At 38.1% G+C, this 11,960-nt stretch carries 11 protein-coding genes; 2 read left to right on the top strand and 9 right to left on the bottom strand.

The window, feature by feature from the left end; genetic code table 11:
• Positions 1 to 66: 66 nt before the first annotated feature.
• On the bottom strand, positions 67 to 1,401 hold the full coding sequence (locus tag NSQ77_RS11540) for a 6-phospho-beta-glucosidase (protein WP_339226135.1): 1,335 nt from the start codon (positions 1,399 to 1,401) through the stop codon (positions 67 to 69).
• A gap of 204 nt (positions 1,402 to 1,605) precedes the next feature.
• On the opposite strand from NSQ77_RS11540, the gene NSQ77_RS11535 reads away from it, so the two are divergent.
• Positions 1,606 to 2,331, top strand: coding sequence for a MurR/RpiR family transcriptional regulator (locus NSQ77_RS11535; RefSeq protein WP_339226134.1), 726 nt, complete (start codon positions 1,606 to 1,608; stop codon positions 2,329 to 2,331).
• 50 nt (positions 2,332 to 2,381) lie between these two features.
• On the opposite strand, the gene NSQ77_RS11530 is transcribed toward NSQ77_RS11535, so the two are convergent.
• From NSQ77_RS11530 to NSQ77_RS11505, 6 genes are all read right to left on the bottom strand, one after another.
• Positions 2,382 to 2,606, bottom strand: a complete 225-nt coding sequence (locus tag NSQ77_RS11530; RefSeq protein WP_339226133.1) for a hexameric tyrosine-coordinated heme protein — start codon at positions 2,604 to 2,606, stop codon at positions 2,382 to 2,384.
• Between the two features lie 150 nt (positions 2,607 to 2,756).
• A complete protein-coding gene (locus tag NSQ77_RS11525) occupies positions 2,757 to 4,193 on the bottom strand; it encodes a 6-phospho-beta-glucosidase (protein WP_339226132.1) in 1,437 nt (478 codons plus the stop codon).
• Between the two features lie 34 nt (positions 4,194 to 4,227).
• Entirely contained in the window at positions 4,228 to 6,198 is a 1,971-nt protein-coding gene (locus NSQ77_RS11520; RefSeq protein WP_339226131.1) for a beta-glucoside-specific PTS transporter subunit IIABC, read from the bottom strand.
• Between the two features lie 227 nt (positions 6,199 to 6,425).
• A complete protein-coding gene (locus tag NSQ77_RS11515) occupies positions 6,426 to 7,277 on the bottom strand; it encodes a PRD domain-containing protein (RefSeq protein WP_339226130.1) in 852 nt (283 codons plus the stop codon).
• A gap of 331 nt (positions 7,278 to 7,608) precedes the next feature.
• Positions 7,609 to 7,764, bottom strand: a complete 156-nt coding sequence (locus NSQ77_RS11510) for a hypothetical protein (RefSeq protein WP_339226128.1) — start codon at positions 7,762 to 7,764, stop codon at positions 7,609 to 7,611.
• Between the two features lie 176 nt (positions 7,765 to 7,940).
• Positions 7,941 to 8,447, bottom strand: coding sequence for a type 1 glutamine amidotransferase domain-containing protein (locus NSQ77_RS11505; protein ID WP_339226127.1), 507 nt, complete (start codon positions 8,445 to 8,447; stop codon positions 7,941 to 7,943).
• 243 nt (positions 8,448 to 8,690) lie between these two features.
• On the opposite strand from NSQ77_RS11505, the gene NSQ77_RS11500 reads away from it, so the two are divergent.
• Positions 8,691 to 8,957, top strand: coding sequence for a hypothetical protein (locus NSQ77_RS11500; protein WP_339226126.1), 267 nt, complete (start codon positions 8,691 to 8,693; stop codon positions 8,955 to 8,957).
• Positions 8,958 to 9,217: 260 nt separating this feature from the next.
• Here NSQ77_RS11500 and NSQ77_RS11495 read toward each other — a convergent pair whose 3' ends face one another.
• On the bottom strand, positions 9,218 to 10,258 hold the full coding sequence (locus NSQ77_RS11495; RefSeq protein ID WP_339226125.1) for an ABC transporter ATP-binding protein: 1,041 nt from the start codon (positions 10,256 to 10,258) through the stop codon (positions 9,218 to 9,220).
• Complete coding sequence (locus NSQ77_RS11490) at positions 10,255 to 11,949, bottom strand: iron ABC transporter permease (protein WP_339226123.1); 1,695 nt, start codon at positions 11,947 to 11,949, stop codon at positions 10,255 to 10,257. The genes NSQ77_RS11495 and NSQ77_RS11490 overlap by 4 nt, the downstream gene beginning before the upstream one ends.
• Positions 11,950 to 11,960: the final 11 nt, after the last annotated feature.

Here is an 11,960-nt window from a genome sequence, read left to right as displayed (position 1 = left end):
TCGTCCTTAATGTAAACCACTTTAGTTATATCCCTTGCTAATTACTGGAATCCCATTAATGCTGGACTATTGTATTACTTTTTCGTTTTGGAAAAATTGTGGAAGGTGCGCTTTATGTGCTTCCATCATATCATCTACAATTTGTTTCGCAATTGCATCACTTGGTGTTAATGGGTTAATTGTTAAAGCAAGCACTGCTTTATTGTAATCACCTGTTACAGCCGCCTCTGCTCCAATACGCTCAAATGATTTAATTTGCTGAACAAGACCACGGACAGCAACAGGCAAATCTTCTACCGCAAGCGGAATTGGACCGTCCTTAGTAATAACACAGCTGATTTCAACTGCTGATTCATCTGGAATACTGGCAATTGCACCACGATTCATCGTGTTTACTGGTTGAATGTCACGTTTGTCATTATAAATGGATGTAATTAAGCGAACAGCAGCATCCGAATAATATGCTCCACCACGTTCTTCTAATTGCGGTGGTTTGATATCAAGATTTTCATCTTTATACAGCTCGAATAATTCTCGCTCCAACTGTTGGACAACTTCTGCACGGGTACCCTCTTCCTTAGAGCTTTCTATCGCCTTATCCAGCATTTCCTTCGATTTGTAGTAATACATATGGTATGGGCATGTTATAGCACCTAGTGCTTGAATAAATTCAGGCTCCCAGCCCATTCCATCAATGTTTTTAACAAAACTGCTATTTTCTGGATTTGACAATTTCTTAATAACTTCTTCTTTTACACTTTCTCCATCCACATAGACATCTAACCCGTAGACCATGTGATTTAGTCCGGCAAAGTCAATTCGGATTCGTGAATGATCGACATCCAATAATTTGGCAACGCCCATTTCCATTCCAATCGGCACATTGCACAATCCAACGACTTTTTTGATGTTCGAGTAGCGTAACACGGCTTCGGTTACCATGCCAGCAGGATTCGTAAAGTTGATTAACCATGCATCTGGACATAATTCTTCCATGTCCTTACAAATATCCAAAATAACAGGGATTGTACGTAATCCTTTAAACAAACCACCAGGTCCATTCGTCTCCTGTCCAAGAACCCCGTATTTCAACGGAATACTTTCATCTTTTGCTCGAGCATCCAGCAATCCTACACGAAATTGCGTTGTAACAAAATCAGCATTCTTTAAAGCCGCTCTTCGATCCAGTGTTAAATGAACATCAATTGGAAGACCCGCTTTTTCAATCATTCTTTTCGCAAGATTTCCAACGATTTCTAACTTTTCTTTTCCTGCTTCAATATCTACTAACCATAACTCTTTAACTGGGAATTCATCATATCTTTTTATAAATCCTTCTACTAATTCAGGGGTATAGCTGGATCCCCCACCAATTGTTGCAATTTTAATACCTTTTGACATATACTTTGCACCTCCAGGTAATGTACCTTATATATCAATTGTAACTGCATTTACCGAAGCCGTATACAAACCTTGCGCATCTAGTTTAGAATGACATCAGAGGTCATTTGTTTCACAAATGTAACGACATGTTTTTTATTACGTGTTAAGATGGAGGTGCAGAGTTGTTAATAAATTAACTCTTAAAAAGGAGAATTCTATCAAATGTTTACACAGGAAATGGTTGCTTCATTTAATGAGTTAGAAACTTCTTTATACAACTATATTAGTCAACATGCTGATAAGGTCGCTTATATGCGAATCCGCGAACTGGCAGATGAGACCCATGTATCAACCGCAACGATTCTGCGTTTTTGCAGAAAAATAAATTGCGAGGGTTTCTCAGAATTTAAAGTAAAGCTTAAAATGCATTTAGAGGGAAATAAGAAGACAGTACTAAAAGGGTCTCAGCATTCCGTGATGGAATTTTTTGAACGCACATTAAAGGGAAATATAGAAGAGAATATAAGGAAGGCTGCAAGTCTAGTTGTTAAAGCAGATAGTGTCATTTTCATTGGAACTGGAAGCTCCGGTATTCTTGCTGAATATGGTGCAAGATATTTCTCAAGTCTAGGTAAATTTTCAATGTATATTAAAGATCCGCTCTTTCCGATTCACTCTAAATTACGTTACAACAGTGCAACAATTGCTTTATCTGTCTCTGGAGAAACTAATTTTACAGTCACACACCTGAATCAGCTGAAACAAGAGGACAGCAAGATTATTAGTATTACTAACCATAAACACTCAACCATTGCAAAAATATCGGATGTAAATATCCCCTATTATGTAACGGAGGAGTGGTATGAAGGCGCCAATATAACGACACAAGTGCCCGTACTTTATATTTTAGAATCAATGGCTCGTGAAATGTATAAACTAAATACATAAGGATTCTGCAAGCAAACAAAATGCTGGCAGAATCCCGCTGTTCTCTTTGCTTACTTCCAATAATTATTCGCAGCAGCTACAGTTTGAAAATGAATCGCGATAACCTCTGACACCATGATAAGACTATCCGCATTGTTCGCATACTTTTTTCGCAACTTCTTCCTAATTGCTTCTGAAGGCTGTGTATAAACAACGCCTTCCCTTGCTAATGTTATCGCTAACTCATATCCTTTTTGCGGTGTTGGCGTTTTTAAGCTTTTCAGCCAGTCACTCATTCGTAGGCCTCCCTTAGGTTTATACCATAAATCTATAATAGGGAGAATGGATATATTCGAGAAATAGGTAAATTTTTTTACTTTGGTTGGTTTGTAAGGAAAATGAAAAAGAGACAGGTTTCCCTATCCCTTGTCTCATTTACTAATTCCTTATAATTCTTCACCATTTGATGCAATAACATTTTTATACCAATGAAAGCTTTTCTTTTTCGTACGCTTTAATGTTCCATTTCCTTCATTATCTCTGTCAACATAAATATAGCCGTAGCGCTTTTTCATTTCGCCGGTGGACGCACTGACGATATCAATTGGGCCCCAGCTTGTGTAGCCGATAATGTCGACTCCATCCTCTATTGCTTCGCCCATTTCAGCAATATGCTTTTTCAAATAATCAATTCGGTAGTCATCGTTGATGGTACCGTCAGCATTTGGTTCATCCTTCGCACCTAGTCCATTTTCCACAACGAATAGTGGTTTTTGATAGCGATCATAAAGCTGGTTCGCTGTAATACGGAATCCTTTTGGATCAATTGTCCATCCCCATTCTGACTTAGAAACATAAGGATTAGAAACAGATCCAAAGACATTACCGCTTGTAGAATTTTTAAGAACTTCTGGGTCCGTACTCGTTGTCCGAGTGGAATAATAACTAAACCCAATATAATCAACAGTATGGTCTTTTAGTATTTTTTCATCTTCCGGTTCCATCTCTATTGTCAGATTGTTGTCTATAAAGAAACGTTTAGCATAGCCCGGATATTCACCTCGTGACTGAACATCAATGAAGAAGAAAGATTCACGATCTTTTTCCATTGCTTTAAAAATATCATCCGGATTGCTCGTATATGGATAAAACATACCCGCAGCTAACATGCAACCGATTTGTGCATCTGGAATAATCTCATGACATGCTTTTACAGCTTTGGCACTTGCAACAAGTTGATGATGCGCAGCTTGGTAGAGTACTTGATCACGATTTTCTCCTTCTTTAAGTACAATGCCCGCTCCCATGAATGGAAGATGTAGTAGCATATTGATTTCATTGAATGTCATCCAGTATTTTACTTTTTCTTTATATCTCTCGAAAATGGTAATGGAGTATTTTTCAAATAAATCAACGAGCTTTCTGCTTTCCCAACTATTAAATCGTTCGATAAGTGATACAGGTACGTCGAAATGTGCGATTGTTACAATGGGTTCAATATTGTGTTTAAGTAACTCATCAAACAAATCATCATAAAATTGAAGACCCGCTTCATTAGGGGTCTCATCATCTCCATTTGGGAAAATTCTTGCCCATGAGATAGAGAGTCTAAATGATTTAAAGCCCATCTCCGCGAATAATGCTATGTCTTCTTTATAGTTGTGATAAAAATCAATAGCTTCATGACTAGGGTAGAAGTCTTCAGAGTTAGGTTTTAAACTCTCGATATACCCCTCCATTATTTTCCTTCTTTTAGATCCAGTTGGGAGCAAGTCAACGTTTGTGAGTCCTTTCCCATCTTCAAGATAAGCTCCTTCTACTTGGTTGGCGGCAACAGCGCCACCCCATAAAAAACCTTTTGGAAATTTTATATTATTAGTCATGGAAATTCCTCCTTAAATTTTGTTTACATCCTCTTTAAACTTTAGTAATAATTAATACATCTTCTTTCGTTATCGTATCATCAGATACGGTTTCAACCCGATCATACTCATTTGTATTAGTAATGACAATTGGTGTTGTGACGGAATATCCTGCCTCTTCAATTTTATTAATATCAAATTCAACTAGCAAATCTCCTGCTTTAACTTTATCACCTTGTTCGATGTGTGCTTCGAAGAATTCTCCGTCTAATTGAACTGTATCCATCCCAATATGGATAAGAACTTCTGCACCATTGTCTGTTTTAATTCCTATTGCGTGTTTTGTTTTAAAGAGAGTTGTAACTAAACCGTTTGCAGGTGCGTACATTCGGCCTTCATTTGGATGAATCGCGACACCTTTACCCATTGCTTCTGAAGAAAACACCTCATCTTGAATGGACGATAATGGAATGATATCACCATTTGCAGGGCTTAAAATATTTTCATTTTGTACAGTTGTCTCTGTATCAGCGTTGTTCACATCACCTTCAACCAATTCTTCATCATAGACATCCTCTTGCATTTTCCCATCACCGACTACCGCTTCCGTATTTTCTTTTTGACTAATTCGACCGAAGAAGTATGTTAATACGAAGGCAACGGCAAATGCAACAATGATTGAAATCATCATGCCCCAGAACCCACCATCAATTCCGTTTTCTGGGTGGATGAATGTCGGGATTTTAAATACGCCCAAAGGTCCTGCACTATAAAGCGCTGCCCCTGTCATTGCAATAATTGCACCACCTGCAGCGGATCCAATACAACTCATAATGAATGGTGTTTTAAGTGGTAGTGTAATACCATAAATCGCAGGTTCTGTTACACCAAAGAAGCCTGATACAAAGGCAGGGAGACTAAGTCTTTTTAGTTTTTTATTCTTGGTTCTTATCCAAACAGCAAGCACTGCACCGATTTGTGCAAAGGATGCAGCAAATGTCATTGCTATTAGCATGTCATACCCTTGAACTGCTAAGTTATTATAGTAAATCGGAATAATTCCCCAATGGACACCGAAAATGACTAATACTTGCCAGAATCCACCAACAATTATGCCCGCAACGAGTGGGACGAATTCATAGCCTGTTTGAATTGCGAATCCTATGGATTGTGCTAACCATGTAGCGATTGGACCAATAATGATAAATGTTAAGGGTACAATGATAAGCAATGTTAAGAATGGTACGATAAATGATTTAACCACTTGTGGAATAATCGATGCAAACCAGCGTTCAACTTTAGCCGCAAAGTAAGTGGATAGAATTATCGGTACGACAGAAGCCGTATAACTCATTAAAATAATTGGAATCCCTAAGAATGACACTTGTACTGGTGACTCTAATACCGTACCGCTGAATAATGTCATAAATGGTTCGCTTTCTCCAATTGCTGCGAGGCTTGGGTGAACAAGTGCAGCAGCAATTGCCATACCAAGGAATGGTGTGCCACCAAATTTTTTCATCGCTGTATAACCCAAGAAAATAGGTAAGAATGTGAAGAACCCATCTCCAATAACATTCAGTATTTGATAAGTACCGCTAGTATTTTCTAACCAACCCAGAGCGACGAACATTGAGTTAAACCCTTTTATAATACCTGTGGCCATAAGCAAAGGGAGAACTGGCAAGAAGATATTAGAGATAATATCTATGAAACTAGAGAGTGGTCCCTTTTTCTTTTCATCTTTCTCATCATTGTTATCTTCTTGTTTCTCATTTTCAAATCCACCTTCAGTAACTACCGCTTTGTAAACTTCAGGAACATGGTTACCGATTACTACTTGGAATTGCCCTGAACTTTCCCGAACAGTTACTACATCTTCGTGATCTTCTAACGCCTTTTTATCTGCTTTATCGTGGTCCTTTAATCTGAAACGAAGTCTTGTAACGCAGTGTGTTACGCTATTTACGTTTTCTGTGCCACCAACTAAATCAATAATGTCTTTAGCTAATTGCTCATACTTCATCCTTTTCCCTACTTTCTATTTAATAATGAATGACTGCAAATAAAAAACCTGAACTGATTAAAACACACACTTATTGCCGTTTTAATCAATTCAGGTTATGCCCAAAATAGGTAACATTCCTAAGTTTGAATATATAATTATTGTCGTTAATTAATTAACAATAATAATTCCATAGCTTTTATACTAAGTCAATAAACTTTAAAAACGTTTTCATATATTAGTCGCTTTTAGTCGGACTTTGCCTGACGGTATGTTACCCGATGGATATGAATCGTTAAATAGACCTTCTCATCATTGGAAATTTCCCAATTATATTTATTAGCAATGTAAGTTGATATTCTTTTCGTACATTCAAATGCTCTCGGATATTTTTGTTTTACCTGTTCATATAGAAAATTGTCATACATTTCATCTTGTTTTTCCTTTCGAATAAAACGGATTGCAAAGAAGCGAAGATGAGTTAAAAATCGGTCATAATTAATCGATTCTTCATCTAATTCAATTTTGAAGTAATACTTTACAATCGTTAAAATCGTATTAACCATCTCTGTAACTTGAACAGCTGCCCCCATACTTTCACCAGAAAGCTGACTATTAACAAGATGAAGTGCGATAGATGCAGCTTCATCCTCATCAAGTCTTACACCTGTTGTCTCTTCGATAATATCAAGTGCTTTTAAAGCAATCTGAAACTCCTGCTTATAATATCTGCGAATTTCCCAGAGCAGAGGATTTTTCAAATCAATCCCGTTTTTATGCCTTGTAATCGCAAAGCTTAAGTGATCGGTTAGCGCTATATACAAATAGTCATCCAATTTATAGGTAAGATGGGATTTGGCTAATTCAAGAACTTTATAAGCAAGATCCAAATAAACCTCTGAAACATCTTTCATTAATTCAGCTAATTTATGAGCAATCCCTGAATCCTCGAGTATAAAAGTTTTTTCAACTTTAGCAGAATCAACGGCATCTCCTGGCTTTTTCTTAAATGCAAGACCCCTGCCCATTACAACTACCTCTTGATCTGCTTCGTTTGTAGCTAATAAAACATTATTGTTAAGAACTTGTTTAATTTCCATTTGCCTTCCCACCTGAATAAAGTTTTTACGAAAATATTAGGAAATAAAAAACCTGAATTAATTAAAATTGCAGAGTAATTCCCCACAGATTTAATTAATTCAGGTTTTGCCTGCCGAACAGTAACAATCCTTATTTAATGTCATTATATATGATTACGGTTTCAATTGCAATATTTCTAAGTGAAAAGTTTGTGACCAATTACTTATCCTATGAATTTCAATAGGCTTTTTATGCTATCCACGATAAATCAACGGTAATAGCTCACTTAACTTTATGCCCTATCTAATAATTATTCCTCTCCCATAGAAGGAAAAGGAATAACATGCTCAACTACTTTATAACCTGAACAAGAAAAGCTTGAACCGATTCCGGCAGCATGCGAAAGAATAATCCTTGATATTTAATATCTGCTAGACCAGCAACAGCAATAATGCATACTGCAAGCAGAATTAAAGGTGATTTTTTCTTTATAAAAGTTTTGTTCATCGGGCTCTCCTCCATTATAACGTCTGTCTCTAGTTTACTATAAAAAGTTTCTTATTCGTAAACCCAGGAAACGGAATTTTGGAAAAAACTGTTGTTGATGATTCGCCTGTTGTCATCTGCAACATATAAAAGGATCTCTCCCAATGTTAGAAGAGATCCTATCAATTAAAACAACCTTATAATTTATTTAAAATTTCTTTAATAAATACCGGTTCATCCTTGGGTGTACGAGAAGTAATAATATTTCCATCAACCACTACCTCTTGGTCCAAAAAGTTAGAACCAGCGTTTTTTACATCATCACGGATTCCTATGTAGGAGGTGGTGTTTACGCCGTTCAGGATATCCGCGCTAATCATTACTTGGGGACCATGACAAATACCAGCAATCACTTTCCCCTGTTCATTTGCCTGTTTAACAAATTCTACTACTTCATCACTAACACGAAGTGCCTCTGGAGCAGATCCACCAGGAATAATAACCGCATCATAATCGTCGGCCTTCACTTCGCTAATGGAGAGCTCTGAAGTATATACTGCCGTGCCTTTTTTCCCTTTAAGCTCTGCTCCTTTTTCAAGTCCGACAACAACCGTTTTGTGACCTGCTTCATTCATTGCATCATAAGGGTTCTTCATTTCCGAGTCTTCATAACCATCTGCAAGTAGAAAACATACATTTGCCATCATTAATCCACTCCTCTGCAATTCAATTCAAGCTTATATTATATGAATTAGTAGGGAAATTCAATTAAAATGGCGCGAGATTTCCTTTATGATGTGAAACGAATCCAATTTGGTCTTAAATTCACATTGATTGGAAAATCGATTACTCGAAAAAAGACATAAAATTTTGTATACTAGCAGTCAGGAATATAACATTAATTCAGAACTCGTATATACATCTTTTAAAGAAAGGTGAATAGCATCATGTTTGACGTAAAGGTTACAAAAGAAGAAGACGAAATCGTTATTAAATGGCAGCTACAAAAGATTAAAATTCCTATTTCAGAGATTATGAATGTAACGTATGATGAATCTTATGCTGGTGAAGACAAAACAGCTATTAGGATTGGATATCCATACGGAACAACAGATCGAATCCATATTAAAACTATTAAGTCCAATTACATCATTTATACAAGTATTAGTTCCCTGAAGGAAAAGATATTAACTTTTATAGAAAATCAACACTAGAATTTGCTACCAAGCCAGTAAACATTATAGTGTGTATACAACATATAATAAAATAATCCTAATTGCTGGAACACCTATGGTTGAATATACAAATAGCTGCTACTCAGGAGAGACGCAGGATCATATGATTAGAAAATAGACCATTCCTCGGTTTGGAGAATCAAGGGAGGTCTATTTATCTTTCGGAAATTTAGCACAAATCATCAAAATAGATTTCTAGATTTTCCTTCCTAAAAAAAGATAAGACACTCTCTACTCCTTCACATCCTTGGAACAATCCCTACCATCTCCCCAATTTCAAACTGCTCATGAAGTGGCAAGTCAACAACGATCTCTTGTCCACTGACATCAACTACATATTGATACTCCTTCCCCTGGAACTGCTTCGTAACAACCGTCCCTCGAATCTGGCTTTCATCCGATGTAGAAAGACGAATTTGTTCCGGACGCAGCGCATACAGGTTCTGCTCCTTTAGATTTTCTGAAATACCGTAATCCTCCCATGTTACAGAGACATTCTTATGCATAAATGTCGAGCCATCCCAAGTTCCTTCGAACAGATTAGCTTTCCCAACAAATTTAGCTACAAATGGGGTTTTCGGTTGATCATAGATTTGTTCTGGTGTACCAATTTGCTCAATCTTACCAGCGTTCATCACTACAATTCGATCCGCCATCGCAAGCGCTTCTCCCTGATCATGTGTCACATAAAGAATCGAAGCTTTCGTTAGTCGATGCAGCTTTTGAATCTCATGACGCATCTCAATCCGTAATTCCGCATCAAGGTTGCTGAGTGGTTCATCCATCAACAGCAGCTGTGGCTCCGGTGCAATCGCTCGCGCAAGTGATACACGCTGTTTTTGCCCACCGGAAAGTTCACCAGGCATTCGGCTGCCGAACTGCTCTAAGCCGACAATTTTCAACACTTCATCAATTCGCTCTTCCGCCTTTTTCTTTTCCTTATATGCAGGTCCAACAAAACGGTGGTATTTCATGGCAAACTGTACATGCTCTCGAACATTCAAATGAGGCCAAAGAGCAAATGACTGAAAAACCATGCTGACATTTCTGTGCTCTGGCGGGATAACCTTCTTAGCTGTTGCTGCCTCTTTGCCATCGATTTGAATTGTACCATCTGTTGGAGATTCAAATCCCGCGAGCAGTCGGAGCAAGGTTGTTTTCCCACATCCAGATGGTCCTAAAATAGCAAGAAACTCGCCATCCTTTACGGTTAAATTTACATCTTTGAGCGCTTGAAAGCTGCCGAATTTTTTATTAATATGAATGATTGACGTACTCATTTCCCTTTTTCCACCTTTCTTTTCCGAAGTGCCCCACTAGTAAATAACAGAAAATAAACGACGATGATTAAGCCGACAATTAAGCTCGAAAAGGCTGTTGAATATAGTGTATACCCCGACTGCTGAAAGCTTAAGATCGCAACACCAATTGTCTCTGCATTTGAGGAATACAATAAGGAAGATACGGTAAGCTCTGTTAACGCACTTAAAAATACGAGCATTGCACCACTTAAGACGCCTGGTGCGATTAATGGAATCATAATTCGCTTCCACTTTCCAAATCCATTCGTACCATTAATCCGCGCTGCCTCTTCAACCTCCTTATCAACCTGCTGAAAAGCGGTAATACCACTGCGCACCTGTAAAGTTAAAAATCGTGTTACATAGGCGATATACAGAATCGCAGCTGATCCGTAAATCCCCGGATTCCACCCTGGTATTGGCTCCATCCAAGCAAAAATCATCGCCAAAGCGAGCACCATCCCAGGTAGTGCATACGGAATGGTAATCCCGTATTCCATTAGCTTCATGTTTAGATTCGGCTTTCTGACACGGTAATAGCTGAAGATTGTACCGACAATAATCCCAATCACGGTCGTTACACCAGCCAATTTAAGGCTCGTGAGAATTGATTCGACCGTAGAGTTCCTGGATAAAATATAAGCGTAATTTTTCAAAGAGAAGTTTTCCGGTACAAAATCAAGTCCATAGGCATTCAAAAATGATGTCATAACCATTGAGATGAAAGGAAAAATACTGGTCGTGGCAAAAAACAGCCAAATCAAAATCTCCGCTATTAGCTTTTTCTTTCCTAAATGATAGCGTGGGCTATAATCCAGTTTGGTTGTCTCAATCGGTTTTGACTTTCGCAACAATAGCCATTGGAGACTGATTCCAATAATCGCAATCACTCCAAGGATGACAGACAGCACCGCGGCTTCGTTAAAGGCAGAAGGTCCAAAGCCAATGACTTTCTGATAAATGTATGTCGACAGCACAGAGATATTTGCTGGTGTTCCTAAAAAGGCAGGGATTCCGAAGTTATCTAATCCTCCAAGAAATGCAATAAACGACCCACCAACAACCCCTGGCAATGCCATTGGAAAGACAATTTTGGAAAAAGCTGTCCACCTTGTTGCACCAGAGATACGTGCTGCCAGTTCCATTTCCCGTGGAATTTTTCGAAAGACATTAACTGTGAATAAATAGACGAGCGGAAAATGACTAATCCCCATAACAAAGATAATGCCTGACATGCTATAAAGATCCCATGACGGAAGATTAATCGATACGCTTTCCAACAATTTCGTCAATAACCCAGCAGGGCCGAAAAATTGCACCCACGCTAGGGAGGTTATGTAAGACGGAATAATAAATGGCAAAAAGATAAACAGCTGCACAATCCCTTTCATGCGTATATCGGTATAGGCTACCATCCAGGCAAAAGCTGTCCCTAAGATGAGAGAAATAATAGTCGATCCGACTACCACAATTAGCGTGTTTTGTAATACCTGCCACGTCCGACCATCTGTTAAAATCGCATAATAGTAATCGAAGTTAATCCCTTCATCACTCAGAAAGCTCATGGCGATGAGGCGGATAATCGGGATGATAAAAAAGATGATGATTAATCCAATTGCAAATATTTTATAAAACTGTCGATTGAAAAAGGCGGAGGAAATAGCGCTCATGCGCTTTCCCT

The sequence above is a fragment of the Oceanobacillus sp. FSL K6-2867 genome (genome assembly GCF_037963145.1).
In the GTDB taxonomy this organism is placed as follows: domain Bacteria; phylum Bacillota; class Bacilli; order Bacillales; family Amphibacillaceae; genus Oceanobacillus.
The sequence above is the reverse complement of the archived record's forward strand: the minus strand, read 5'-3'. Positions and strand labels throughout refer to the sequence as shown.

Coding starts and splice junctions, on each gene's coding strand:
- NSQ77_RS11540 (WP_339226135.1), bottom strand. CDS start 1,401: ATGTCAAAAGGTATTAAAATTGCAACAATTGGTGGGGGATCCAGCTAT.
- NSQ77_RS11535 (WP_339226134.1), top strand. CDS start 1,606: ATGTTTACACAGGAAATGGTTGCTTCATTTAATGAGTTAGAAACTTCT.
- NSQ77_RS11530 (WP_339226133.1), bottom strand. CDS start 2,606: ATGAGTGACTGGCTGAAAAGCTTAAAAACGCCAACACCGCAAAAAGGA.
- NSQ77_RS11525 (WP_339226132.1), bottom strand. CDS start 4,193: ATGACTAATAATATAAAATTTCCAAAAGGTTTTTTATGGGGTGGCGCT.
- NSQ77_RS11520 (WP_339226131.1), bottom strand. CDS start 6,198: ATGAAGTATGAGCAATTAGCTAAAGACATTATTGATTTAGTTGGTGGC.
- NSQ77_RS11515 (WP_339226130.1), bottom strand. CDS start 7,277: ATGGAAATTAAACAAGTTCTTAACAATAATGTTTTATTAGCTACAAAC.
- NSQ77_RS11510 (WP_339226128.1), bottom strand. CDS start 7,764: ATGAACAAAACTTTTATAAAGAAAAAATCACCTTTAATTCTGCTTGCA.
- NSQ77_RS11505 (WP_339226127.1), bottom strand. CDS start 8,447: ATGGCAAATGTATGTTTTCTACTTGCAGATGGTTATGAAGACTCGGAA.
- NSQ77_RS11500 (WP_339226126.1), top strand. CDS start 8,691: ATGTTTGACGTAAAGGTTACAAAAGAAGAAGACGAAATCGTTATTAAA.
- NSQ77_RS11495 (WP_339226125.1), bottom strand. CDS start 10,258: ATGAGTACGTCAATCATTCATATTAATAAAAAATTCGGCAGCTTTCAA.
- NSQ77_RS11490 (WP_339226123.1), bottom strand. CDS start 11,949: ATGAGCGCTATTTCCTCCGCCTTTTTCAATCGACAGTTTTATAAAATA.